Raw genomic sequence first — 23,981 nt, 5'->3', positions numbered from 1 at the left:
GCTCGATCAGGCACAGGCGCGAACCTCGCCGCGAGAGCGCACCAGGCTGTCCACGAGCAGCTCGTCGAACCACTGCCGCTGCACCTGGCTGCCGCCGATCTCGCCGCGCCCGCGGCGTTGCTGACCGAGCGAGACCGCCGCGGCGTGCCATTGGCCTCGCGCATGCGCCACCAGGCCCTGGGCGAGGTCCGCGAGCGGCGACACGGTCCCGGTGCAGGCGCGCAACGCCTCCGCCACCTTCGCATCCTCGCCGGCACGCGCCAGTGCGTAGAGGTAATGGAGCTCCGCGAAGCCGCTGACGCCCTCGCCGGCATGCGCCCCGACATAGCCGGCGATGTCGGCCCAGCGTTCGCCGCCGTCGACGCCGCGCATCTCCAGCCGCGCGAGCAGCGACACGGCGTTGATCTGGTCCTGGCAATGCGCCTTGCGCACGCCCCACACCTGCTCGTCGAAGAGCCGCAGCGCGTCGTCGCGGTCGCCCAGCCAGAGAGCGAACAGCGCTGCGTGCCACCAATTGTGCGTGAGCATGAACGACGAGCAGCGCGTCCAGCTCGCCGCATGCGCGCGCAGGAAGGCACGGCCCTCGATCCATTCCTCGCGCGCGCAGAGGATGTGCGCCATCGCATGCTGCGCCCAGGGATCGGTGTTCGGGTTGCGATCGATCGCCCGGCGCGCCTGCGCCTCGGCGCGATCGGTCTCGCCCGCCTGGTCGAGCGCGAAGGCGAGCAGCCCCGCGCCATAGCCCATGGGATCGGCGGCGGCGGCGAGCGAGGCGGTGCGCACCATCGCCCGGACCTCGCCCGTGGCCAGTTGCAGGATCTGTGCGAACTTCGCGCTCACCAGATCGTGCGGCCATTGCGCCACCGTGTCGGCGAACAGTGCTGCTGCCCGGCGTTCGTCGCCTTCGGCCCATGCCGCGACCGCCGCGACGATCTGCCGTTCGCGCGGCGACGCCTCGAGCGCCTGTGCCGCGGCCACATGCGGCGCCGCCTGCACCTGTCCCGCCCGCGTCGACAGGCAGAGGAACAGCGCCGCGGCATGGGCATGGGCAAGCGCGCATTCGGGGTCGGCGAGCACGGCCTCGAAGATCACCGAGGCGTGGCAGCCATGGCTCAGCAGCTCGCCGCCGAAACGGTGGATCGCTTCGACCGCCGCGGCCGAGCGCGTGGCGACGGCAAGCTCAGGCGCGCGCATGGCGAAGCCCCGACACGCCGTCGATCGCGAGCAGCAGCGCGGCGGACAGCCAGACGCCGCACGCCAGCGCGAACAGCTCGCCGCCGTCGCGCGTCCCGTCGGCGTTGAGCACCGAGACGCCGAGCGGCGTGAACAGGTGGAAGAAGATCGCGCCCGAGATCACGCCGAGCGAAAGCAGCGCGCCCCAGCGGCGCAGCGCCCGAAACGCCGGGAACAGCGCGAGCAGCAGTATCGCCGAAGCGACCAGCTCGGCCGTCCCGACGACATATTGCGACGCGACTCCGTGCGCCGAGAAGGCGCCACCGAGCCCGAAGCCGGCCGCCCACTGGTCTAGCGTGCCGAAGATATATTGCGTCTCGGGCGAGTTGGTGAATTTGAAGAACAGCGACTGGATGAAGACGAAGGCGATATAGAGCGTCAGCACCGTCGGCGCGTGGCGGCGGATCATGGCAGTCTCTCCTGGATCATGTGGCCCGACGGGCGGGGTCGGGTGAAGCCCGCCGGACCTGCGCACTCTCTGCGAAATCGCGCGAAGCGGCGGAAATGCCGCTCGGTTCTAATTTCGATGCGCGAAGGGCATTTCAGTCGGCGGCGCGCCGGAGCCACCTCGATCGGACCCAAAATCAAGGAGTTCGATCCATGCGTTTTCTCAGCAATTCGTTCGCGATTGCCGTCGTATTGGCCACGGGTGCCGGCGTTGCCGGTGCAAGTGCGGCGATCGCCCAGCAGGCCCCGGTCTATACCGGATGGCTGAGCAAGGTGGCGGTCGGCGGCTATGATCCCGTCGCCTATTTCCGCCAGGGCAAGCCGGTGAAGGGCAACGCGCGCTTCGCGTTCAGCTGGCAGGGCGCCGAATACCGCTTCGCCAGCGCCGCCAACCGCGACGACTTCCGCGCCGATCCAGGCCATTATGCCCCGCGCTACGGCGGCTATTGCGCCTGGGCCGTCGCGCACGGCTACACCGCACCGGGCGACCCCAAGGCCTGGACGATCGTCAAGGACCGGCTCTACCTCAACTATGACGCCGACGTCCGTCGCCAATGGTCGAAGGACATCCCGCGCTACATCGCCGACGCCAACCGCAACTGGCCCGGCGTGCTCGGCAAATGACCACGGCCGGGATGCTCGCCGGGTTCGTCGCGGGCCTGGCGCTGCAGCCGGCTATGGTGCTGGCGGCGATCTTCCTCGCGACCTTCGTGCTCGAGGACGCGGCGATCGTCGCCACCGGGCTGCTCGCCAGCCGGATGCTCGTCGATCCGTGGGCGGCGGGCATCGCGCTCACGCTCGGCGTGATCGCCGGCGACCTGGCACTCCACTGCCTCGGTCGCTGGGCGGCGAGCCTACCCTGGGTGCGCCGCCAGTGCCGACGGCGGCGCACCGCCCGGGCATTGGACCTGCTCGAGCGCGGCTGGTGGCAGGGCCTGCTCGTCGCCCGCTTCGTGCCGATGCTGCGGTTGCCCGTTTATCTCGCCAGCGGCCTGCTGCGCCTGCGGACGCCCGCTGCCGCGACGGTGATCGCCATCGCCGGGCTCGCCTGGGCGCCGTTGCTGTTCCTGGCGAGCATGGCAGGCGGTACGGTCTTGGCGTAGCCGCACCGGCGCACGCGCCAGTTGGTCGCGGATCTCACGACGGCTTGGCTGCTGAAGCAGGTGAATGCGAACCGAGCCCCGCGAGAAGCCGTGCGCGTCTGGCGCACGGTCCGCATCGAAGAGAAGACGGGCGGGCAATCCCGGCACCAGCGGGACCGCTCCGGCGTGCGGCCCACGATCGCGCGGGAGCTGCCCGAAAGGCCCCGATCATCCTGGCCGTCGTGCTCGCGATCGGGGGATCGTCTTCGTCGGGTCAACCTCGGCGGAACAGGCGCTGACGCGGGCGGGCCGGAGCATCTTCTTTCGCCCCGGCCCTAGCGAGCAAAAGTGCACTCCTCGGCCAGATCGTTGCGGATCGTCGTCGCGGCCACCCCCGCCTCGCCCATCGCGTGGCTGATCTGGTCGAGTCCCTTGACCACGTCGCCGGCCGCATAGAGCCTCGCTATGCTCGTACGCTGGTGCGCGTCGACGACGATGCAGCCGTCCTCGCTCGCTCGGGCGCCCAGTTGCACCGCCAGTTCCGACCGGATGTCCGAGCCGAGCGCCGGATAGACGGTGTCGAACCCGGCGGCCGCGCCAGGTGTCGGAACGACGATCCGGCGCCCGTCGATCCGCAGCGGAACGCATGGACCATCGACCGCCGCGATGCCGAGTTCCGCGAGCTTCGCCCGATCGGGGGAGTCCAGGCGATGCGCTGCGTCGGGGGCGATCAGCGTGACGTCCGCGCTGTACATGCGCAGGAAGATCGCCTCGCGACAGCCGTGGCTTCCAGTGCCGATCACCGCGATCTTCCTGTCGGTGACTTCATAGCCGTCGCAGATGGGGCAATAGCGCAGCAGGCCCGCGGCGAGCGCCGCATCATGGGTTTCGGGATCGATCGGCGGCCGCCGATTGACCACGCCCGTCGCCAGCAGGGCCGCGCGGGCCTCGACCGCGAGTTCGCCGGACCAGGCGCGAAACCTTTCCCCGGCCCGTTCGAGGCGATCGACACGCGCCGGGGTGATGACGGCGCCGAATTGCCGAGCCTGTTCGCGCATTCGCGCGAGGAGGTCCGGGCCCGAGATTCCTTCGGGAAATCCGGCGTGGTTGCGGGTCCTGGGGATCAACGCGGCGCGGCTATCGCCCGCATCGAGAACCCGGACCCTCAAATGGAAGCGCGCCAGGTAGATCGCCGCGGTCAGCCCGGCGGGCCCGGCACCGATCACGAGACAGTCGAGCGGGTTGTCCATCGACCGCCCCAATCCCGCAGCAGCGGGATCGTTCCGCCGGCCCGCCGACACCCTGCCCCATAGCCCGTTCGCGACGCATCCAAACCACGGCGGGCGCGTTGGGACCTGAATGCACTGGGGGGATCGATTGGGCAATTTCGGCAACACGTTGGAGGAAATCTTCCCCGGCAGCAGCCGCATGGCGCTGACCATGCGCGAGCACGACTGGGCATCGACGCCGCTGGGGGATCCGGTCGGCTGGCCCGACGCACTGAAGATCCCGCTCCGGATGCTGCTGACCTCGCGGTTCGAGATGTGGCTCGGCTGGGGATCCGACCTGCAGTTCTTCTACAACGACGCCTATATCCCGACCCTCGGGATCAAGCATCCCTCGATGCTGGGGCGGCCGTTCCGCGAGGTCTGGTCCGAGGTCTATGACGAGGTCGCCGACCAGGTCGCGCGCGTCCGCGCGGGCGAAGCGACCTGGAACAAGGCGCTGCTCCTCCTGCTCGAGCGCCGCGGCTATCCCGAGGAAACCTACCACAGCTTCTCGTACAGCCCGCTCCATCAGTCCGACGGCTCGATCGGCGGCCTGCTCTGCGTGGTTAGCGAGGAGACCGAGCGAGTCATCGGCGAGCGCCATGTCGAGACGCTTCGAGCGCTGGGAAGCGCACTCGTCGGCGCGACCGACGGCGACGGTGTCCGAGCGGCGCTGCAATCGGTATTCTCCGCGAACAGCCGCGACTTTCCCTTCGTGCTCTACATTTCGGCACCGGACGGACCCGTTCCGGCGTGCGCCGGCAGCGAGGACGCCGCTCGGCTGCTCGAGGAGGATTGGTCGGCCATCTCCGTGAGCGACGCGGGTTCGGGCAAGGTCTTTCCGCTTTCCGATGCGATCCGTTGGCCGCGAGGCGCCTGGGACCGCCCGCCGCACGAAGCGATCGAGATCGCCGTTCCCGGCCAGGCGGGCGACCCGGCACCCGGGTCGCTGATCCTCGGCCTCAACCCCTATCGCAGCGACGAGACCGAGGTCCTGCCCCTGGCGCGGCTGATCGCGGGCCAGCTGAGCGGTGCGATCGCGAACATCAGCGCGCTCGACGCCGAGCGCCGCCGCGCGGACCGGATCTGGACGGTATCCCGCGACCTCATGGTCGTCGTCGACGCCGAGGGCATCTTTCGTTCGGTCAGCCCTGCATGGACGCGCATTCTCGGGCACTCGGTCGAGGAGGTCGTCGGCCGGCCGTTCGCCGACTTCATGCATCCCGATGACGTCGCCGCCAGCCGCGGCGCCCTCGCCGACGCCGTGATCAATGCCGAGCTTTCCAACTACGAAAACCGCTTCCTGACGGTGGCGGGGGAGCCGCGCTGCATCGAGTGGCACACCACGATGGAGGGCGGACTCGTCTATGCCTATGGCCGTGACGTCACCGAGCGCAAGGTGGCGGAGGAAGCCCTGCGCACCAGCCAGGGCCAATTCCGCCATCTCGTGCAGGGCGTGATCGACTATGCGATCTACATGGTCGATCCCGAAGGGCGCGTCTCGAGCTGGAACGAAGGCGCGCGGCGCATCAAGGGCTATGAACCCGCCGAGATCATCGGCGAGCATTTCTCGCGTTTCTACACGCCGGAGGATCGCGAGCGGGGCGACCCGATCCGGGCCCTGGAGACCGCGCGCAGCGAAGGCCGCTTCGCCTCCGAGGGCTGGCGGGTACGCAAGGACGGCGAGCGCTTCCGCGCTAGCGTGGTGATCGACGCGGTCCGCGACGATGACGGGACCCTGATCGGCTTCGCCAAGATCACGCGCGACATCACCGAGCGCGAAGCGGCGCAGCGCGAGCTCGAAGCGGCACGCGAAGCGCTGTTCCAGTCGCAGAAGATGGAAGCGATCGGTCAGCTGACCGGCGGCGTGGCGCACGACTTCAACAATCTGCTGATGGCGATCCAGAGCAGCCTCGCGCTGCTGCGCAAGCGGTTGCCCGACGACCCGCTCTCCCATCGCCTGCTCAGCAACGCGACCGAGGGGGCGGAGCGCGGGGCGACGCTGACGCAGCGGATGCTCGCCTTCGCGCGCCGACAGCACCTCGAAGTCGATCGCGTCGAGCTGCCGCGGCTCCTGTCGGGCATGGGCGATCTCGCGCAGCGGTCGATCGGTCCGGAATGGCCGATCTCGACCAACCTGCCGATGGGGCTGCCCGCGATCACCGCCGATGCCAACCAGCTCGAGATGGCGATCCTCAACCTCATCGTGAACGCGCGCGACGCGACTCCGGAAGGCGGCGCGATCGTGATCGCGGCGACGTGCGAGGACCTGCCGCAGGGCAATCCGGCCGGGTTGCCCGCGGGGCGCTATGTCCGGTTGTCGGTCTCCGACGAGGGCACCGGCATGGATGCGGAGACGCTCCGCCGCGCGACCGAGCCCTTCTTCACCACCAAGGGCGTCGGGAAAGGCACCGGCCTTGGGCTCCCGATGGTGCACGGCATGGCGCAGCAGATCGGCGGCGCCTTCACGCTGGAGAGCCGGCTCGGCAACGGCACCTCCGCGATCCTGTGGCTTCCGCTTGCCGCCGGCACGGCCGAGCCGGCTGCGCCGGTCGAGGCGGAAGCGCCCGCCGTCGTCGACCAGCAGCTCAAGATCCTGGCGGTGGATGACGACAGTCTGGTGCTGATGAACACCGCCGCATTGCTCGAGGATCTCGGGCACCTCGTGATCGAGGCGGATTCGGCGGCGGAAGCGCTCGACCGGCTGCGCGAAGACGATTCCATCGATCTGATCCTCACCGATCAGGCGATGCCCAACATGACCGGCCTCGCGCTGCTCGATGCGGCCGATGCAATACGGCCAGGGATTCCGGCGATCGTCGCCAGCGGCTATGGCGAAGGCGTGGGAAGCCCCGATCGGAACCTCGTGCGCCTGAGCAAGCCCTTCAATCAGACGCATCTCGCCAGGGCCCTCGCGGACGCGCTGGAGCGTTCGCACGGCGGCTAGGCGCGGGGCAAAAATGGACGGGCGCGAGGGCGCCCGTCCAGGGTAGGAGTTCAGAAGCCCGCCTTGACGCCGAGCTGGATCACGCGGCCGATCCCATTCGCCATCCAGGGATCGAAGCCATATTCCTCCTGCGCCTTGGGCGGATCGCGGTCGAACAGGTTGGTGACCGTGGCCGTGAAGGCGATCTTGTCGGTCAGGTCGAAGCGATAGGCGAAGTCGAAGGTCACCCAGTCGCTGCCCGTCTCGCCATATTGGATGCCGGGACGCTCATCCGTGACCGCGGAGATATAGTTCATCGTGGCGCGCAGATTGTGCCGGGCGATATTGTAGTTGAGGTCGCCGTTGGCGCGGACCTTCGGCGCGGCGTTGGCGAAGGTCGCGAAGTTCAGCGTCCCGAGTCGATCGTCGCCAGTGGAGACGGTGACGCCGTCGAGCGCGGTCGGCCCTGTCCGCAGCGCGGTCAGGATCGTCGCCGCGCCGTGCAGGCCCAGCTCGCCGCCGCCCAGGGGCAGGGTATAGTCCGCCTGGATGTCGAAGCCGTTGGTCGTCTGCCCGGGGCCGTTGCCGACGACGGTCGACACCGACGAGAAGCTGCCGACCCCGCTCATGCCGACGGTGCAGCCGGCGTTGAAGGTGACGCGGGCGAGCAGCGGCTGCTTGGTGGCGTCGCAGGTGGTGATCGTGCCGCCGGCACCGTTGAAGACCAGGCTCGCGATCTGGTCGGGCGTCGCGATCTGGCCGATCTCGTCGCGGGTGCGGATGTCGAAATAGTCGACGATCAGGCGGAAGCGGTGCCCCTGGCCCAGGCCGCCACTATCCCAGATCGCACCGACATTGGCGGTAGTCGCGGTCTCGGGCCTCAGGCTCGTCGCCGTGAGGAAGGTCGCGCCGAGCCAGTTGCCGCCCGCCACCGTATAGGTCCGCGCGCCCGACGTCACCGAGCCCGGCACGGTCCCCAGCGGCGGCGTCTGATAGTTGGTGCCATAGGACGCGCGCAGCGTCAGCGGGCCGAACACGTTCCACTTGCCCGCCACCTTGTACACCGTCGCCGCGAGCCCGCCCGAGAATTCCTCGCGCCGTGCCGCCGCCTGGATATCGACGCCGTCGAACAGCGGAATCTGCAGTTCGCCGAAGAAGGACTTTTGCTGGCGTTCGGCGGTTGCGGGAATCTGCGGCGTGAACAGCACGAACGGACCCGGCGCATCGGGCGTGCACCCGCGATAATTGGGGTCGCTCGGCGGCAGCGGCGTCTGCTGCTGCGGCGTCGAGCCGGCGCCGTTGGTGCTGGTAGTGCCGGCCGGCCACGGACAGAGCTGGCCGCCGTTGAAGATCGGATCGGGAATACTCTGGCGGCTGTCGAACCAGCGCAGCTGGCCGCCAATGGCCCAGCTGAAGTCGCCGCCGGGAAGCACGAGCCCCGACTTGCCGCTGAACACCAGGTCGAGCGTCAGGTCGCTGCTCACGGTCTCCACCGCGCGGCTGTCGAACATCCAGCGAGTCAGTTCCTTCGAATTCTCGCTGCCCGCCACATAGTTGGGATTTGCGAGACCCAGCACCGGCTGGCCGGCGAAGGACGAGGAGAAGGGATTCCAATAATGGCAGTTGCCCACCCCAGCCAGCGCCGGGTTCTGGGTACCGAAGCGATTGGGATCGAGATCGGGCGCGTTGCAGCTGGGCCCGCCGAAGCCGTTCAGCGCCTGCTGCAACCGATAGCCGATGACGTCGGGGTGCGTGTTGAAGTTGCGGGCATTGTTGTAGGTCGCGGCGAAATCGAAATTCACGTTGCGCGCGAAGCCCGCCCAGTCGCCGAGCTTGCCGTCGATGTTCGCCGACACGCGGAAGATCTCGTTGTCGATGCGGTCCGGAACGCCGAAGCCGCCCTGCTGGCTGAGCGCCGGATTGCCGCCGTGCCCGAGCATGCGGTAGGTGGTGGCCGTGAAGCCCGACGCACCGACCACGCCGTTGCGCGTCGCGAACGCCGCCGCATAGGGATTGGTGATCGGCACGTAGAACTGGTCGACTGCGCCCGTCGACATCGCCGGGCCGCCGATCACCGGCTGGGAAGGCGAAGCGATCACTTCGGGCACCGTGACGCGCGCATAGGATCCGTCGACGTGGAAGCGGATATCGTCGGTGATGTCGCCTGTCAGCTGCGCATAGGCGCGCCAGGTGTCGGTCTTGGAGACCAGATCGTAATAGGAGATGTAGTTGTAGGCGCAGGTATATGCATTGTCCGGGCGGCCCCCGACCGCGCGGCAGCTGGCAGGCGTAAAGTCGGTGACGAAGCCGACGGCGGCGCCGAACTCGTTCGCGACGCTCGGCGTGGCGGGCAGCGGCCCGCGCGCGGTCCAGCCGGTCAGGTTGGTCAGCGTCGACCAGGGTGCGGGATTGTAGCCGGCGACGGTCGGATCGAGCGAATTGCGGACGAAATCGCGATCGATCGCCCGGATGCGCGAGCGGCGCTCATATTCCGCGGAGACCATCAGATTGACGTTCCCCGAGCCGACCCCGGCGAGCACACCGGCATAATAATCGCCATCGGACTTATCGATGAACTTGTAGCGCGCCTCGGCCCGTACCCCGGTGAAGCGGTCGCGCGTGATGAAGTTGACGACGCCGCCGGTCGCGTCGGCGCCGTAGGTGACTGCCGCGCCGTCCTTCAGGATTTCCACGCGGCTCAGTGCGATCGAGGGCACGTTGGCGGTATTGATGTTCATCCGGCGGCCGTTGAGCAGCACGAGCGTCTTGCTCGCGCCCAGCCCGCGGAGATTGTAATTGACCGATCCGGTCAGCGCAGGTCCGCCGAAATAATAGGATTCGCCCGTGGTCGGGCCGGAAATGGTCAGGCTCTTGGCGAAGTCGAGCGCAGTCGGCGACCCGCGGCGCTCCAGTTCCTTGTTGTCGTAGACTTCGACCGGCAGCGCTGCGTCCAGTGGCGTGCCCTTGATCAGCGATCCGGTGACGACGATCCCGGCGTCATCCTGAACCGAGTCCTGATCGTCGGGAATGGCGGTGCCGGCCTTCGGCGCCGGATCGACTTCCTGCGCCGTCGCAGGCCCGCTCCAACTCGACGCCACCAACGCCATCGCGATGGCCGCATAAGACCCGCGGCATAGTTCTGCCTTCATAGCCCCTCTCCTCTGCGTAGTTTTCACTATCTTGCGAGTGAGGATTCCGCGTAATAGCGAAACTGTCAATGCCTGTCATGGTCGAGGATTGGTGACGCACTTGGCCCGAAACGATCTTTGATTTTTCGGGCGTGGGTGGTGGAGAAGTGCGCAAGGAGGCGCCGGCGTGCGCGCCGACCGGTATTCACCGGTGATACGTACGCGCCGACTGCGACAGAACGGCGCCGCTTTCGCGCGGGCGCGCTAAATCGGCGTGGTTCTCACGACTGCTTGCCTGGGGCGCCGGTCGGCGGCGAACCGCGCTCCGCCTCGATTCCGCACGGTTCGACAACCGGGAAATCGAGCGATGGACCGGCTCGCCTCGCTAGTTGAGTTCGAGGAGATAGCGCACGACCGCCTCGCGCTGAGCAGGGTCGGGCACTGCGACGGCCATCCGCGTTCCCGGCACCATCCGGGTGGGGGCCGCGAGGAACCTGTCGAGGCTCGCGGCGTCCCATCGCACCCCCGCCTTTCGCAACGCGGGCGAATAGGCATAGGCGGTCGATCCCGCCGCGCGCCCTCCCACGCCGCGGAGATTGGGGCCGATGCCGCCCTTCGCGCCAGGCTCGATGCTGTGGCACATCCGGCATTTGCCGTCGAAGATCCGGCGCCCGTCCTCGGCGGGAGGTGAGGCGAAGGCGCAGACCGCCGCCGCCAGCGGCACCGCCGCAACGATCGGATGGAAAAGGCGCATCAGCGGCCTTCCGCTTCATAGAGTTCGACGCGCGTGCCGTCCGGATCGGTGACGTAGATGGTGCGGCCGTAGGGGCCGTCGTGGAGATCGTCCTGGATTTCCGTCCCGGCGGCCGCCACGCGCTCGCGGATCGCATGGATGTCGTTCACCTCGAACGCCATGTGATCGATCTGGCGCGCGCCGGGCCGCCGGCCGGCCACCAGCGCGATGCCCTGGCGGAAGGCAGTGAACGGTCGCCCGTCGGCAAGCGGCTTGGCCGGGCGGATCGTGAAGCCCAGCTGGTCGACATAGAAGCGGGTCGACCGCTCCATGTCCTCGACCATCACCAGCATGTGCCCGAAGCCCAGCGTGCGCGGCGCGGTCTGCGCGTCGATCCAGCCGAGGACCTCGTCGGAGGTGGCGGTCTCGCACAGATATTGGCGCCAGACCTCGCGCGCGACACGCTCCCACTCGTCCCTGACGCCCGAGATGCAGTCGTCGACCGCGATCGTGTCGAAGTCGCGCAGATACGCCTCGCGCAGCGTCGTCTCGATGCAGGCATTGGCGGTCGTGCCGGCGATCAGCAGCGTCCGCACGCCGAGCTGCGCGAGCAATATGTCGAGCCGCGTCTGGTGGAACGCGCCGTAGCGATGCTTGCGCACCAGGTACGACGGGTTCCGCTCGGCCAGCGCCTTCAGCTCGGGGATGATCTCCTGGTCCCAGCTGCCGGCCAGCGCCGACACCTGCTTGCGCCGGCTGCTGTGCCCGGCAAGCTTCTTGCGCCCCCGGCTGGCGTCGCGTGGCAGATGTTCCTGCAGCGTCCAGATCACCGGGATGCCGGCGTCGTTGCAGCGCTGCACGAGGCGATCGACGGGCTGGACGATGGACGACAGCCGGTCGGTATCGACCCCGGAGATGCCCAGCGTGCCCTCCGGGCTCAGGAAGGCGTTCTGCATGTCGATGACGATCAGCGCGGTGTCGCGGACGTCGAGCTGGTCGAGCGGCATCAATGGCCCTCCATGTCGATGCCGAGCACGCCGCCGCGGCCCCAGCTGTCCTTGGGCGTGTCGTGGATCACGACGTGGAGGTGGTCGGGCTTGCAATCGGCATGCTCGACCATCGCATCGGTGATCGCGCGCACGAGCCTGCGCTTCTGGTCGACCGTGCGGCCTTCCCACATTTCGACGACGACGAACGGCATGACGTGTCTCCTTCAGGCAGCGGCCCAGCAAGGCGCGGCGAGCGCGAAGCCGGTGACGAAATCATTGGCGGCCCGGTCGCGCCCGCGCACCAGCCACAGGGGGCGGCGGGTGCGGTCGACCAGGGGCTCGGCCTCCATCTGCGCTATATGCGCGGGATGGCCGGGATCGCGCACGAAGCGGCTGGCGGCGGGCAGATAGCGGATCAGCAGCGCCGGGCCTCCGCAGGCGGGAAGCGGCTCGCCGAGCCGAGCGCAGGCGAGGATGCTTCCGTCGAGCCGCACCAGCGCCAGCGCCCCGGCGAGCGGCTCGACCGGCCACAGCGCGGGATCGTCCTCGGGCCCGCCGTCCAGCAGCAACTCGCTGTCCCAAAGGATCAGGTCCGGCCCGATCAGCGCCGCCACCGCGTCGAGGATTGCCGGCGCATGACAGAGGTCGAGCAGCGCCCAGGCGTCCACATAGGCGGCGGCGGGCCCCCAGGGGTGATGCGCCGCGACCAGCCATTCGCGGCGCGGCCGCTTCTCGAGCGCGCGCGCGATCATGCGGGGACCGTCACGCAGCGCCCGCGGCCATAATCCTCGCTCGCCGCGCCGTCCTCATACACCACTTCGCCGCGCGCGACGGTCATCACCGGCCAGCCCTTGAGCGTCCAGCCATCATAGATGCAGGTGCCCTTGCCCCGGTGCTCGACCGTGCGCTCCGCCTCGAGGTCCACCAGCACCAGATCGGCGTCGAAGCCGATGTCGATCGCGCCCTTGCGCGGCCACAGCCCGAAGCGGCGCGCCGGGTTGTAGCTGTTCACCTGCACCAGTCGCGACAGCGGCAGGCCGCGCTGATGGACCCCGAAGTGGAGCATCAGCGACAACTCCCAGGGGAAGCTCACCACGCCCGGCGCCTCGCGCCACAGGTCCTCGCCTTTCTTGGGAAAGAACGGGACATGGTCGGTGCCGAGGCTGTAGACGTTGCCGTTCAGCATCCCGTCCCAGAGCCCCTCCAGCTCGGTGCGGTCGCGCAGCGGCGGCGAGATCTTAGCGCGCATGTCCAGGTCGGCGTCGTAGCAGGTGCGGGTCAGATAATGCTGGCAGGTCTCGACCGTCACGTCGACGCCGCGCGCCCGCGCCTCGGCGGCGAGCACCGGCCCCATGCCGACCGAGGTATGGACCAGATGCAGCGGGCAGCCGGTCCGCTCGGCCAGGAAGAGCATGCGCCGGATCGTCTCGACCTCGCAGAACGCCGGGCGCGACTCGGTGTACGCGCCCAGGTCCTGACGCCCGGTGGCGATCATCTCGTGCTTCAGCCAGGTCGCGATCTGCGTGTTCTCGCAATGGACGCTGAGCACCCCGCCGGGGATGTCCTTCAGGATGCGCATCGCCGCATAGACCCAGCCGTCGGTGGCGGGGACGATGCCGATCGGATTGTCGACCTCATAGCCGAAATAGCATTTGAACGAGCGGACCCCGGTCGCCTCGACGATCGCCGGGATCTCGTGGACATGCTCCTCGCGCTGGATGCCGAAGTGGAAGCCGAAGTCGATCAGCGCGTTCGCCTCGCCCAGCGCGCGCCGCTCCGCGTAGAAGGGCAGGTACGAAGGCTGGAGGTTGCGGATGTAGAGCAGCACGGTGGTGACCCCGCCCGAGGCCGCCGCCGCCGTCTCGGTCCGCATGTCCTCGGGGTAGGGGTAGTTGACGCCGAGGTGGCAGTGCGGGTCGATCACGCCCGGCATCAGCACCAGCCCGCCCGCGTCGATCCTGCGGGTCGCATCGGGCAGCGCATCGTCGGCGCCGCGCTCGACGATCACGCCGTCGCGCACCGCGACGCCGCCGTGGAACTCGCGGTCATGGCTGACGACGCGGGCGTTGTGGATGACCAGGTCAGCCTTCATGGGAGCGTCTCCGAGAGCGTTTCGATGCGGGTCCGGATGCCGCTCCACTGGCTGCGGCCGACGGTGACCGGCGCGCGCCCGCCCAGCCCCCGCGCCCAGACGTAGCGGCGGCCGAGCGCCTTGGCGGCGTCGCCGTCGACTCCGCCGGGCGGGGCCGCGACGTCGACCAGCAGTGCCGCCGGGGGAAGGCGCTCGATCAGCTCGGCGCCGATGATGCGGGTCGGAATGCTGGAGACGACGATGTCGCTTTCCGCGAGCAGCGCCGGCAACGCGTCGAAGTCGTGCGGCTCGGCGCCGGCGGCATAAGCCGCCGCGCGCTGGACCGGATTGCGGGCGACGACATGCACCCGCGCGCCCAGACCCAGCAGCGTGCTGGTGATCAGCGTGCCGATCGTGCCCTGCCCCACCAGCGTTACGGTCGCGCGGTGGATGGTGAAGTCGGTGTTGGCGATGATCGCCGCCAGCAGCCCCTCGACGATCGCGGGGCCGCGCAGCAGCATCAGGTCGCGGTCCCACTCATATTCGTGGATGCCGATCCCCAGCGCCTCGGCGTGCCCGCGCAGCCGATCGTCGGCCCAGCCGAGGATGATGTGCCCCGGCCGCCGCATCGTCGCGAGCGTCTCGCGGTCGAGGATGATGCGGATCGGCGAGCTCGGCGCGAAGATCGCGCCGTCCGGGGCGATGCCCGGGATCGGCATCAGCAGGAAGTCGGCGCCGGCGATCGCCTCGGCCGGCGAAGCGGCGTGCGCGACGCCCGCGATGCCCTCCTCGGGCCAGGGAAAGCCGAACGCGCGCACCGTCGCGCCGGTGTCGGCGGCACAGCGCGCGATCTGCTGCTCGCGGCGGTCGCCGCCGATCATGGCGATGCTGCATCCGTTCCAGTTCATGCGCGTATCCGTTCGATCAGTTGGTCACGGTCCAGCCCGGCGATCCCCATGTCCTCGGCCGAGCGCGCCTCCGACGCGCCCGTCGCGGTGCGGGCGAGCGACACCAGCGCGCCGGCGGTCGGGCAGGCGACTCCCGCGATCTCCGCCAGCGCGAGGAACGGCGCGAGCCCATAGCCGAAGTCCTCGCGATAATAGCGGTGGCCAAAGCCGTCGGGCGCCTTGATCCGCCGATTGGCCTCGCCCGCGGCGATGGCGGCCGCGAGGCCGTCTCCGGCGAAATCCGCCTCGACCGTGCCGATCCGCCGCATCTCCTCGACCAGCGCCGGCAGCTCGTGCCCGAAGGCGCGCGCGACCGCGCGCCGCTCGTCGTCGAGCGACGCCATCACTCGCGCCACGCCCGGCGTCATCGCGTCGACGTAGAAGGTGAAGTCGCCAGCACGCGCCTCGACCCATGCCGCGGCGAGCACCGCGCCCGGCGGATGCAGCACCATGTTGACGTTGGCGAGACCCGTCGCGAGCACGTCGAGCGCCGCTTCGGCGCCGGGAAACAGCCGGCAGGCGAGCGCGAGCGCCGCCGCCCCGCCCGGCAATGCCGCCGCCCGCACCGATTTCGCGCGTCCCGTGATCGAAACGGCATCGGGCGCAGGCTTGCGCGCCACATAGGTGAGCGTCGAGAATTCGGCGAGCGCAACCTGCCCGCCAAACGCCTGAGCAAACGCCAGCCCGCCGCCGGTATGGCCGGGATTGAGCACCACCGGCCGCTCCGCCGGCCACCCCGCCTGCGCCAGCATCGCGCCGATCGTGCCGTGCAGGAAGGTCGGCAGCACGACCACCGCCGCGTCCGCCTCCGCCGCCACCCGGGCGAGATCAGCGGTCACCGCCGGATGCGCGATGCCGCTGCCGAGCACGCCCTCGTGCCGCACGCCCCGCTCGAACCCCGCCAGCGTCTCCGCCGACCGGTTCCAGAGCAGCACGTCGTATCCGGCCTGCGCCAGCTCGACGCAAGCCGCCGCGCCGCCGGCGCCCGCTCCCAGCACCGCGATGCGTTCAGCCGGCAACGAGCACCCCCTGCGCCTCGAACGCGGCGCGGATGTCGCGCACCGCTCGCCGGAACGCGGGCGCCTCGATCATCTCGCTCCAGCGCCGCGGGCGCGGCAGGTCTATGGCGAGGTCGAGCGCGATCCGGCCGGGGCGCGGGCTCATCACCAGCACGCGGTCCGCCAGGAACACCGCCTCGTCGATCCCGTGGGTGATGAACACCACCGTGTTGCGGATGCGCAGCCACAGCGCCTGGAGATCGGTCGTCATCTGCTCGCGGGTGAGCGCATCGAGCGCACCGAACGGCTCGTCCATCAGCAGCAGCCCCGGCTCCTGGATCAGCGCGCGGCAGATCGCCACGCGCTGCCGCATGCCGCCCGACAATTCATCCGGCCGCCGCGCCTCGAACCCGGCGAGGCCTACCTGCGCCAGCAGCGCCCGCGCCGCCGGCTCGTGAGCGCGCGGATCGGTCCGGCGCACCTCGAACGGCAGCAGCACGTTCTGCAGCACCGTCCGCCACGGCAACAGGCAATCGGACTGGAAGATCATCCCCATCTTCGGATGCGGCCCGGCGACCGCGGCTCCGTCGATCTCGACCGTGCCGGTGGACGCCGGCTGCAACCCCGCCAGGATCGACAACAGGCTGCTCTTCCCGCACCCGCTCGGGCCAACGACGGCGACGAAGGCTCCGGGCTCGATCGCCAGGTCGATCCCGTCGAGCGCGGCAATCGCGCCTCCCGTGGCCCAATAGGTCTTGGCGAGCCCGCTGGCGCGGACGCTGGCGGGCGCGGAGCTCATGCCCTGGCCGGCACGCAAAGCCGCTCGACGGCGGCGACCGCATAGTAGAACGCCAGCCCCAGCAGCGAGATCGCCACGATCGCCGCGAAGTTCAGCGTCACGTCGAACTGCGCGTTCGCCTGGAGCTGCAGGAAGCCCAGCCCCTTTTCGGCCGCGACATATTCGCCCAGGATCGCGCCGATCACCGCCAGCGAGATCGCGATGCGCAGCCCGGCGAACAGGTTCGGCAGCGCGGCCGGCAGCCGCACCTTCACCAGCACGTCGCGCTCGCTGCCGCCCAGCGACCGGATCAGGTCGACATAGCCCGGCTCCAGCGCGTGCAGCCCCACCATCGTGGCGACGGTGATCGGGAAGAAGGAGATCACGAACGCCAGCGCGATCTTGGGCGCCCAGCCATAGCCGAGGTAGAGGATCAGCAGCGGCGCCAGCGCAACCTTCGGCACCGTCTGCAGCGCGACGAGCAACGGATAAGCGGCGCGCTCGAACCGCGGCCAATGGAAGGCAGCGAGCGCCAGCGGCACGCCCGTCGCCACCGCCAGCGCATAGCCGGCCAGCACCTCGCCGCCGGTCACCAGCGCGTTCGAGAGCAGCAGCGGAAAGTCGCTCGCCATCCGCGCGGCGATCGCCAGCGGCGTCGGCAGGATGAAATCCGAGATACCGAACGCCGGCACCGCCAGTTGCCACGCCGCGAGCAGCGTCAGCACCAGCAGCGCCGGGGGCAGCCAGCCGAACCCGCGCAGGCCGAGGCTCACGACTGCACCTGCGGCAGCAACGCGTTGGTGTAGAAGGCCTGGATCGGCTTGGCCGGCCGCGAATGATTCTCCCTGCGCACCAGTTCCAGCCCGGCGCGGACCAGCGCCGGATCGATCCAGCCCAGCGCGCGGCCCGGCACTGCCGGGATCGTCGCCATCGTCGCGCGTACCTGCGCATCGACCACCTTGGGCTTCGGCCCGGCCACCCACACGCGCTGGATCGCCCGGCTGGCCGCCAGCGGATCGCGGCGCGTCGCGGCAAAGGCCTGGGCGGTCGCGGCGAGGAAGCGGCGCAGCGCCTGCGGCCGGGCCGCGATGGTGCGCTCGCTCGCCACCACGGCCATGCCGGGAATGTGCAGGCCATAGGCGGCGAGATCGAGCACGGCGAGCGGCCCCGCCTTGTCCTCCAGCACCGGCAGGTCGGTGGTCCGGTAGACGCTGATCAGATCGACGCGCCGCTGCAGGAAATAGGGGATGCGCGCGCGCGAATCCATGATGATGCGGGTGATCCGGCCGCAATCGATCCGGTTGATCCCGCAGAAGGTCGTCAGATAGGCGGTGGTCGGCTCGCCGAGCGAATAGGCGAGCGAGCGCCCCGCCAGCTGCTCGGGGCGCACCACGGGATGGTCGGCGTGCGACACCAGCAGCACCGGCGCCTGCGGCTGGTACAGCGCGACGATCCGGATCGGCGCGCCCATCTGGATCGCCGAGATCGCGAAGATGCCCGGCATCACCACCAGATCGTCGCCGCCGTGGATCAGCCCCGCCACCGCGGCCTGGGGCCCCGCGCCTTCGCCGAAGCGCACATCCAGCCCGGCGCGCGCGAACAGCCCCCGCTCCTGGCCCAGGTAGAAGGCGGCATATTCGCCCTTCAGCCGCCAGCTGAACCGCACGCTCAGCGGCTCGGCCGCCTGCGCCGCGAGCGGCGCCGCCAGCAGCGTGACGAGGAGCAGCGCACTCGCGAGGATGTGACAATGCGGTCGTCGCATGATAGGCTGCGTTCCCGAGAGGCGGGCCCGCGCCGCGCCCAACCGTTTTGGATATGATCACAGCTTGTGATCACGCTATTTAAATGTCAAGAGCAGCACGGGATGAACGAGGCAGCGGCCGTACGGCAAGCGTTACGGACCGACGGCCCATGCAGAGGAACATTCGATGCTGGCGAACGCGATTGCGGAAGAGACGACCGAGGAAGCGCCCAGGAAGCGCGGCCACGTCCAGGACCAGGTGCTGAACCGGCTTCGGCGCGGGCTGATGATCGGCGCGTTCGTGCCGGGCCAGGTGATGAGCCTGCGCAAGCTGGCCGCCGGTTTCGGCACCAGCGCGATGCCGGTGCGCGAGGCGCTGCGCCAGCTGGTCGCCGCGCACGCGCTGGAGGAGATGCCGAACGGATCGGTGCGGGTGCCCCGCCTGTCGCCCGAGCGCATCCAGCAGATCTTCGACGTGCGCGAGGCAGTGGAGAGCATGGCCGCCGGCATCGCCTGCAAGGGCGACGGCGAGGCGCTGGCCGAGCGGCTGCGGCCGATCAACGGCGCGCTCAAGACCGCGATCTACAAGCGCAACATCCTCGGCTGCCTCGAATACAACCAGGCATTCCACTTCACCATCTACGAGGCGGCGGGATCGGAAGTGCTCACGCCGATCATCGAATCGCTGTGGCTGCAGAGCGGCCCGACAATGTATTTCTCGCTGATCTCGCCCGACATGCCGTGGGACGCCACCGCGCACGACGAAGTGATCGACGCGATCCGGGACGGCGACGCGGCCCGCGTCAAGCGGCACATCGCCCGCGACATCCGCGCGACCGGCAAGCATCTGATCCGCGAGCAGGTGTCGGAAACGCTGTCGGGCCCGTTCGCCTCGCCGCTCTAGGGCCCGAGCTTGATCGAGCGGGTTCCGGTCCACGTCCTCACCGGCTTCCTCGGCAGCGGCAAGACGACGTTGCTGCGCCATATCCTGTCCGACCCCGCCTTTGCCGACACGGCGGTGGTGATCAACGAATATGGCGAGGCGGGGCTCGATCATCTGCTGGTCCGCGATGTCGCGGAGGATATCGCGTTGCTGGCCTCGGGCTGCGTGTGCTGCACGGTGCGCGACGATCTGGCGACGGTGCTGGGCGATCTGGACGCGCTGGCGCGGGCGGGCGCCATTCCGCCGCTGCGACGCGTCGTTCTGGAGACGACGGGTCTCGCCGACCCCGCGCCCATCGTCCGCACCCTGATGGCCGAGGCGGGCCTCGCGCGGCGGTTCGAGCCCGGGCTGGTGATCGCGACGGTGGACGCGGTGAACGGCGCCGCCACGCTCGACCGCTTCCCCGAAGCCGCGGCGCAGGTCGCGCTCGCCGATCGGGTGGTCGTCACTAAGACCGATCTCGCGGCGGCCGGCTCGGTCGAGGCGCGCGTGCAGGCGATCAACCCCGGCGCGGTCCCCCTGCGCTCGCGCGAGCAAGCCCTGCCCTCCCCGCACGCGCTGTTCGACGCGCCTGCCGCCGCACCGCTGCGGACCGGCGCCGGCCACGCCCATTCGCACGGGATCGATACCTTCACCGTGCATCCTGAAATGCCGGTCGACTGGGACAGACTCGTCGACTGGCTGCAATTGCTGCTGCTGAACCGCGGTGAGAACATCCTGCGGGTGAAGGGCCTGATCGCCGTCGCGAGCGAGCCGCGCCCGGTCGTGATCCATGGCGTGCAGCACGTCCTGCACGCGCCGCGCCACCTCGAGGGCTGGCCGGAGGGCACGCGCCCCTGGCTGGTGTTCATCGCCCGGCACCTGAGCAAAAGCGCCGTCGAACGATCGTTGCGCAGCGTCTATCAATTGCCTTCGTCGTAGAGCGTCGTCGTCGTCGCGACGTCCTCGTGCAGCCCCGCCCGGCGCACGGCGGCGGCGGCGAGCTCGCGCGCCTTGGCGCGGATCGCGCGCTCGTCGACCGTGACCACCCTGCCCCCGCTGAACAGCGCCTGCCCGTCGACCCAGGTCTCGTGGATCGACGCGCTCGACGCCGAATAGACGAGCGCCTGGAGCGGATCGAGGAACGGCGTCCATTCGACATGATCGAGGTCGAACAGGACGAAATCGGCCTTCTTGCCGGCCTCGAGCGATCCGATCTCGTCATCCCACATCAGCGCGCGGGCGCCGTCGATGGTGGCGGCCCGCATCGCCTGGCGCGCGACGAACACGTCGGGCTTCAGCCGCGCGTCCTTGAACATGCCCGCGACCATCGGCACCTGCCGCAGCAGGTTCATCGTCCCCGCCGCCGACACCCCATCGGTGCCGAGCCCGACCGCGACGCCGGCATCGACCATCTCGGGATATTTCCCGATCGCGGTCGCGCCCTTGCCCAGCTTGAACGACGAGCAGGGGCAGAAGGCCACGCTCACGCCGTCGCGGGCGAGCAGCGCGACCTCCTCGTCCTGCACCGCCACGCAATGTGCGATCACCAGGTTGCGGCCGAAGCCGCCGGCCTGCTCGATCCGGGTGAGCGGCCACACGCCGTGCTTGGCCTCGCACACTTTGGCTTCCTCGATCGAGGTGGCGAGGTGGTAGGTGGTGCCGACGCCCAGCCGCTCGGCCAGCGCGCGCGCGCCGACGTGCAGCTCGAGCGTGCACGGCTCCTTGCCCTCGATGTTCACCCAGCACCGCGCCCGCCCGCCATGGGCGCCGTTGTGCGCGAGCACGCAGCGCTCCAGCTCGGCCAGCGCGGTCGCGGAATCGGGGAAGAAATGATGCTCGACCATCGCCTGCGTCCAGCCGCGCGGCAGCTCGGCGGGGGGATTGTCGGCGGCATGGCGGCCGGTGATGCCGCGGATGCCGGTCTCGCCGATCGCGCGCACGGCGATGCCGGGATCATATTGCGAGCCCATGTCGAGGAAGCAGGTGGTGCCGGCACGCAGCATCTCGGTGATGCCGAGCATCGCGCCCCAATATTCGTCCTCGGCGGTGATGAAGGCGTAGAAGGGCTTGGCCCAGTTGAACACCCAGGCGCGGGTGGTGAGATTGTCGGGGAAGACCGCGCGCGACAGCGTCTCCGACAGATGCACGTGACTGTCGATCAGGCCGGGGCAGACGCCCAGCATCCGTCCGTCGACCACGCGGTCCGGCGCCAACTCCATCCGCGCGCGCACCGCCGCGTCCGGGCCGATGTCGGCGATCCGGTCGTCCTCGACCAGCAGCGCCGCGTCGCGCAGCACCGTGTCGTCCGCGTCGACAGTGATTGCGAAATCCAGATGCTCGATCAGCGTGCGCATCAGCCGCCGATCACGATCAGCCGGTCGGTGTCCGCATAGTCGGACAGCAGCTCGCATCCGTCGGCCGTCACCAGCAGCATGTCCTTGTTCTGCATTCCGAAGCCATGGCCGGTGCGATAGCACAGCGGCTCGAACCCAAGCACCATGCCTTCCTCGATCACGGCGTCCGCCTCCGGCCGCCCCAGGATCGGCGCGCGTCCGAGATAGGGGTCCTCGTGGAGGTGCAGCCCGATGCCGTGGCCGACGAACGAGATCGGCGGCAGGTCGTGCGCCGCCAGCATCGCGATGAATGCGTCATAGACCGCGCGGCAGCTCGCCCCTGGGCGGACCATCTCCATGATCCGGTATTTACACTCGACCAGCACCGCCCAGATCTCGGCGGCCATCGGCGGGGCGTGACCGACCACGGCGGTGCGGCACACGCCCGCCTGATAGCCGCCGATCACCGTGAAGATCTCGACCCGGCACACGTCGCCCGGCTCGATCGCGCGCTCGGTGGGGCCGACGTTCGGGAGCTGGCTGCGCTCGCCGGTGGCGACGATCATCAGCTTGAACTGCTCGGCGCCCAGCGCGTAGACGTTGCGCGTCAGCCGCGCGGCGATCTGCATCTCGGTATCGCCGGCACGCGTCTCGGCGAGCGCGTCGGTGATCGCCTGGTCGGCCATGCGCGACAAGCGGCGCAGCAGCGCAATCTCCTCCGGCGTCTTGAGTTGGCGCAGCCGGGCAAGAATATGCTCGCCGGGCTCGAACCGTACGTCGGGCAACGCTGCGCGCAACGCCAGCAGGTCGCGCGCGGGCAGATAATCGAACTCGATCCCGATCCGCCCGCGATCCAGGCCGCGCGCGCGCAGATGCTCGACGAGCCGCGCCACCGCATTGTCGTCGAACTCCTGCCAGACGGTCAGCGGCACGCCCGGCGCGCGCAGCCGGATCGTGCTCTCCTCCATGTCGACGCCGAGCAGCGAAAGCGCGCCGTCCGGCTCGACGATCGCCATCGCGTGGCGATGCCGGATCAGCGTCTGCGAGGGCACGACGAAGCCGGTCGCATAGGCGAAATTCTCCGGAGAGCAGGAGATCAGCGCGTCGAGCCCGGCGGCGCGGATCGCCTCGGCCTGACGCACGAGGATCGGCGTTGCGGATCGGGCTTCCTCAATCACGGACACGATATTGCTCCAGTTTCTGCTCGTCGATCACGATGCCCATGCCGGGCGCAGTCGGCACCTGGATGGCGCCGTCCACCAGCCGCATCGGATCGACGAGGAGGTCGTCGGTATAATAGATTCCGCCGACCTGCCCGTTCTGCCATGCCGCCGGCGTCGAGACCGGCACCACGCACGACAGCGTCGCCGCCGGCGCTGCCGCCGCCAGATGGATGTTGGCGAGGTTGCCGACGCCGGTCTCGACCGATCCGTTGATGTTGCAGACGATGCCCGCCGCCCGGCATACCGCCGCCACCTCCATCGCGCGGTAGAGCCCGCCCGGCTTCGTGGTGTAGATCGAGACGATCTGGGCGGCGCGCTTCTTGGCGATCTGAAAAGCATCGTGCGCGGTCCACGCACTCTCGTCGGCCATCACCGGCGCGTCGATCGCGGCGGCGACCTGGCCGACGCGGTCGATGCCGGCGACCGGCTGCTCGAAATAGGCGATCCGGCAGCCGGCGATCGCGCGGTAGACCGAGATCGCCTCGCCGGGCGTGGCATAGCCTTCGTTCGCGTCGATGCAGAGCGCGACCGCATCGCCGACCGCGTCGCGCACGCCGTGGACGAGAGCGACGTCGCGGGCCGGATCGACGCCGACCTTGATCTTGATCGTCCGGATGCCCTCGGCGGCGACCTGCGCCGCTTCCGCGACCGCCTCGTCATAGGGGATCAGCCCGATCGAATGCGTCACCGGCACCGCCATGCGCGCCGCGCCCCCCAGCAGCACGTGCACCGGCACGCCCAGCCACTGGCCGGTCAGGTCGTACACCGCTGCGTCCAGGGCAGCCTTGGCGTAGGGGTAGCCCTTGATCGCGGCGTCCATCCGCGCGTGGAGGCCGGCCATGTTGCCGAGTTCGATGCCGGCGGCGGCGGGCGCCAGATAGCTTTCGATCACCAGCTTGGCGATGCGGGTGCTCTCGCCGAAATAGCGGCCGAACTCGCCGCCCCAGTCCTTGAGCGCGGGCGCCTCGCCCCAGCCGGTCCGCCCGTCGCTGTCGGTCACGCGCACCATCAGGTAGCGGCCGATCGCCTCGGTCAGGCCGGTCCATTGGTGCCGGCGGCGCGTGGGAAGCTGGACTTCGAAGGTTTCGATCCGCCGGATCTGCGGCAACGTTCTTCTCCCGTGCCGCCGGTCATATCCGCCGGCGGTTCTGGTCTTCGG

At 69.6% G+C, this 23,981-nt stretch carries 22 protein-coding genes; 5 read left to right on the top strand and 17 right to left on the bottom strand.

Annotation, left to right across the window (positions count from 1 at the left end; genetic code table 11):
• Positions 1–6 precede the first annotated feature (6 nt).
• On the bottom strand, positions 7–1,194 hold the full coding sequence (locus J7495_RS02135; protein ID WP_294054416.1) for a hypothetical protein: 1,188 nt from the start codon (positions 1,192–1,194) through the stop codon (positions 7–9).
• Complete coding sequence (locus tag J7495_RS02130) at positions 1,181–1,642, bottom strand: hypothetical protein (protein ID WP_294054415.1); 462 nt, start codon at positions 1,640–1,642, stop codon at positions 1,181–1,183. Before J7495_RS02130 ends, J7495_RS02135 begins: the two co-directional genes overlap by 14 nt.
• A 191-nt stretch (positions 1,643–1,833) precedes the next feature.
• Between J7495_RS02130 and J7495_RS02125 the strand changes: the two genes are divergently transcribed.
• Together J7495_RS02125 and J7495_RS02120 are read left to right on the top strand one after the other, a co-directional pair.
• The gene (locus tag J7495_RS02125) at positions 1,834–2,304 is read left to right on the top strand and encodes a YHS domain-containing (seleno)protein (protein ID WP_294054414.1); all 471 of its coding nucleotides are present in this window, start codon (positions 1,834–1,836) and stop codon (positions 2,302–2,304) included.
• Complete coding sequence (locus tag J7495_RS02120; RefSeq protein ID WP_294054413.1) at positions 2,301–2,783, top strand: VTT domain-containing protein; 483 nt, start codon at positions 2,301–2,303, stop codon at positions 2,781–2,783. The genes J7495_RS02125 and J7495_RS02120 overlap by 4 nt, the downstream gene beginning before the upstream one ends.
• Positions 2,784–3,097: 314 nt before the next feature.
• On the opposite strand, the gene J7495_RS02115 is transcribed toward J7495_RS02120, so the two are convergent.
• A complete protein-coding gene (locus J7495_RS02115) occupies positions 3,098–4,012 on the bottom strand; it encodes an NAD(P)/FAD-dependent oxidoreductase (RefSeq protein ID WP_294054412.1) in 915 nt (304 codons plus the stop codon).
• Positions 4,013–4,121: 109 nt separating this feature from the next.
• Between J7495_RS02115 and J7495_RS02110 the strand changes: the two genes are divergently transcribed.
• Positions 4,122–6,977: a PAS domain S-box protein gene (locus J7495_RS02110; protein WP_294054411.1), complete on the top strand. Its 2,856-nt coding sequence runs from the start codon at positions 4,122–4,124 to the stop codon at positions 6,975–6,977.
• Between the two features lie 50 nt (positions 6,978–7,027).
• Here J7495_RS02110 and J7495_RS02105 read toward each other — a convergent pair whose 3' ends face one another.
• From J7495_RS02105 to J7495_RS02055, 11 genes are all read right to left on the bottom strand, one after another.
• The gene (locus J7495_RS02105) at positions 7,028–10,105 is read right to left on the bottom strand and encodes a TonB-dependent receptor (protein ID WP_294054410.1); all 3,078 of its coding nucleotides are present in this window, start codon (positions 10,103–10,105) and stop codon (positions 7,028–7,030) included.
• A 364-nt stretch (positions 10,106–10,469) separates the two neighbouring features.
• Entirely contained in the window at positions 10,470–10,838 is a 369-nt protein-coding gene (locus tag J7495_RS02100) for a c-type cytochrome (RefSeq protein ID WP_294054409.1), read from the bottom strand.
• A complete protein-coding gene (locus tag J7495_RS02095; RefSeq protein WP_294054408.1) occupies positions 10,838–11,824 on the bottom strand; it encodes an isochorismatase family protein in 987 nt (328 codons plus the stop codon). Before J7495_RS02095 ends, J7495_RS02100 begins: the two co-directional genes overlap by 1 nt.
• Positions 11,824–12,018: a tautomerase family protein gene (locus J7495_RS02090; RefSeq protein WP_294054407.1), complete on the bottom strand. Its 195-nt coding sequence runs from the start codon at positions 12,016–12,018 to the stop codon at positions 11,824–11,826. Before J7495_RS02090 ends, J7495_RS02095 begins: the two co-directional genes overlap by 1 nt.
• Before the next feature lie 12 nt (positions 12,019–12,030).
• Positions 12,031–12,558 (bottom strand): hypothetical protein, encoded by a 528-nt coding sequence (locus J7495_RS02085; protein WP_294054406.1) that lies wholly within the window; start codon positions 12,556–12,558, stop codon positions 12,031–12,033.
• Positions 12,555–13,898 (bottom strand): amidohydrolase family protein, encoded by a 1,344-nt coding sequence (locus J7495_RS02080; protein ID WP_294054405.1) that lies wholly within the window; start codon positions 13,896–13,898, stop codon positions 12,555–12,557. Before J7495_RS02080 ends, J7495_RS02085 begins: the two co-directional genes overlap by 4 nt.
• Positions 13,895–14,785: a dipicolinate synthase subunit DpsA gene (locus J7495_RS02075; protein ID WP_294054404.1), complete on the bottom strand. Its 891-nt coding sequence runs from the start codon at positions 14,783–14,785 to the stop codon at positions 13,895–13,897. The genes J7495_RS02080 and J7495_RS02075 overlap by 4 nt, the downstream gene beginning before the upstream one ends.
• Positions 14,782–15,843: an NAD/NADP octopine/nopaline dehydrogenase family protein gene (locus J7495_RS02070; protein ID WP_294054403.1), complete on the bottom strand. Its 1,062-nt coding sequence runs from the start codon at positions 15,841–15,843 to the stop codon at positions 14,782–14,784. The genes J7495_RS02075 and J7495_RS02070 overlap by 4 nt, the downstream gene beginning before the upstream one ends.
• A complete protein-coding gene (locus J7495_RS02065) occupies positions 15,833–16,621 on the bottom strand; it encodes an ABC transporter ATP-binding protein (protein WP_294054402.1) in 789 nt (262 codons plus the stop codon). The genes J7495_RS02070 and J7495_RS02065 overlap by 11 nt, the downstream gene beginning before the upstream one ends.
• Complete coding sequence (locus tag J7495_RS02060) at positions 16,618–17,373, bottom strand: ABC transporter permease (protein WP_294054401.1); 756 nt, start codon at positions 17,371–17,373, stop codon at positions 16,618–16,620. The genes J7495_RS02065 and J7495_RS02060 overlap by 4 nt, the downstream gene beginning before the upstream one ends.
• Positions 17,370–18,362, bottom strand: coding sequence for an ABC transporter substrate-binding protein (locus J7495_RS02055; RefSeq protein ID WP_294054400.1), 993 nt, complete (start codon positions 18,360–18,362; stop codon positions 17,370–17,372). The genes J7495_RS02060 and J7495_RS02055 overlap by 4 nt, the downstream gene beginning before the upstream one ends.
• A gap of 166 nt (positions 18,363–18,528) precedes the next feature.
• On the opposite strand from J7495_RS02055, the gene J7495_RS02050 reads away from it, so the two are divergent.
• Positions 18,529–19,245, top strand: a complete 717-nt coding sequence (locus J7495_RS02050; protein ID WP_294054399.1) for a GntR family transcriptional regulator — start codon at positions 18,529–18,531, stop codon at positions 19,243–19,245.
• Positions 19,246–19,254: 9 nt separating this feature from the next.
• Entirely contained in the window at positions 19,255–20,205 is a 951-nt protein-coding gene (locus J7495_RS02045; RefSeq protein ID WP_294054398.1) for a GTP-binding protein, read from the top strand.
• Here J7495_RS02045 and J7495_RS02040 read toward each other — a convergent pair.
• Genes J7495_RS02040 through J7495_RS02030 form a run of 3 tightly spaced genes read right to left on the bottom strand, consistent with a single transcriptional unit; the run spans position 20,187 to position 23,930 of the window.
• Positions 20,187–21,620 carry an amidohydrolase family protein gene (locus J7495_RS02040; protein ID WP_294054397.1) on the bottom strand — a complete coding sequence of 478 codons (1,434 nt, stop codon included), beginning with the start codon at positions 21,618–21,620 and terminating at the stop codon, positions 20,187–20,189. The genes J7495_RS02045 and J7495_RS02040 overlap by 19 nt on opposite strands.
• Positions 21,620–22,783 carry a Xaa-Pro peptidase family protein gene (locus J7495_RS02035; protein ID WP_294054396.1) on the bottom strand — a complete coding sequence of 388 codons (1,164 nt, stop codon included), beginning with the start codon at positions 22,781–22,783 and terminating at the stop codon, positions 21,620–21,622. Before J7495_RS02035 ends, J7495_RS02040 begins: the two co-directional genes overlap by 1 nt.
• Positions 22,770–23,930 (bottom strand): enolase C-terminal domain-like protein, encoded by a 1,161-nt coding sequence (locus tag J7495_RS02030; protein ID WP_294054395.1) that lies wholly within the window; start codon positions 23,928–23,930, stop codon positions 22,770–22,772. The genes J7495_RS02035 and J7495_RS02030 overlap by 14 nt, the downstream gene beginning before the upstream one ends.
• Positions 23,931–23,981 lie beyond the last annotated feature (51 nt).

Origin of the sequence: Sphingomonas sp., assembly GCF_017745215.1 — a bacterium.
Lineage (GTDB): Bacteria > Pseudomonadota > Alphaproteobacteria > Sphingomonadales > Sphingomonadaceae > Sphingomonas.
Note: the sequence above shows the minus strand (reverse complement) of the source record. Positions and strands in the feature narration are given on the sequence as shown.

Excerpts from the sequence above, each read along its gene's own strand:
- J7495_RS02040 (WP_294054397.1), bottom strand. The coding sequence starts at position 21,620 with ATGCGCACGCTGATCGAGCATCTGGATTTCGCAATCACTGTCGACGCG.
- J7495_RS02115 (WP_294054412.1), bottom strand. The coding sequence starts at position 4,012 with ATGGACAACCCGCTCGACTGTCTCGTGATCGGTGCCGGGCCCGCCGGG.
- J7495_RS02065 (WP_294054402.1), bottom strand. The coding sequence starts at position 16,621 with ATGAGCTCCGCGCCCGCCAGCGTCCGCGCCAGCGGGCTCGCCAAGACC.
- J7495_RS02120 (WP_294054413.1), top strand. The coding sequence starts at position 2,301 with ATGACCACGGCCGGGATGCTCGCCGGGTTCGTCGCGGGCCTGGCGCTG.
- J7495_RS02125 (WP_294054414.1), top strand. The coding sequence starts at position 1,834 with ATGCGTTTTCTCAGCAATTCGTTCGCGATTGCCGTCGTATTGGCCACG.
- J7495_RS02105 (WP_294054410.1), bottom strand. The coding sequence starts at position 10,105 with ATGAAGGCAGAACTATGCCGCGGGTCTTATGCGGCCATCGCGATGGCG.
- J7495_RS02110 (WP_294054411.1), top strand. The coding sequence starts at position 4,122 with ATGCACTGGGGGGATCGATTGGGCAATTTCGGCAACACGTTGGAGGAA.
- J7495_RS02055 (WP_294054400.1), bottom strand. The coding sequence starts at position 18,362 with ATGCGACGACCGCATTGTCACATCCTCGCGAGTGCGCTGCTCCTCGTC.
- J7495_RS02090 (WP_294054407.1), bottom strand. The coding sequence starts at position 12,018 with ATGCCGTTCGTCGTCGTCGAAATGTGGGAAGGCCGCACGGTCGACCAG.
- J7495_RS02075 (WP_294054404.1), bottom strand. The coding sequence starts at position 14,785 with ATGAACTGGAACGGATGCAGCATCGCCATGATCGGCGGCGACCGCCGC.
- J7495_RS02135 (WP_294054416.1), bottom strand. The coding sequence starts at position 1,194 with ATGCGCGCGCCTGAGCTTGCCGTCGCCACGCGCTCGGCCGCGGCGGTC.
- J7495_RS02080 (WP_294054405.1), bottom strand. The coding sequence starts at position 13,898 with ATGAAGGCTGACCTGGTCATCCACAACGCCCGCGTCGTCAGCCATGAC.
- J7495_RS02130 (WP_294054415.1), bottom strand. The coding sequence starts at position 1,642 with ATGATCCGCCGCCACGCGCCGACGGTGCTGACGCTCTATATCGCCTTC.
- J7495_RS02085 (WP_294054406.1), bottom strand. The coding sequence starts at position 12,558 with ATGATCGCGCGCGCGCTCGAGAAGCGGCCGCGCCGCGAATGGCTGGTC.
- J7495_RS02050 (WP_294054399.1), top strand. The coding sequence starts at position 18,529 with ATGCTGGCGAACGCGATTGCGGAAGAGACGACCGAGGAAGCGCCCAGG.
- J7495_RS02095 (WP_294054408.1), bottom strand. The coding sequence starts at position 11,824 with ATGCCGCTCGACCAGCTCGACGTCCGCGACACCGCGCTGATCGTCATC.
- J7495_RS02100 (WP_294054409.1), bottom strand. The coding sequence starts at position 10,838 with ATGCGCCTTTTCCATCCGATCGTTGCGGCGGTGCCGCTGGCGGCGGCG.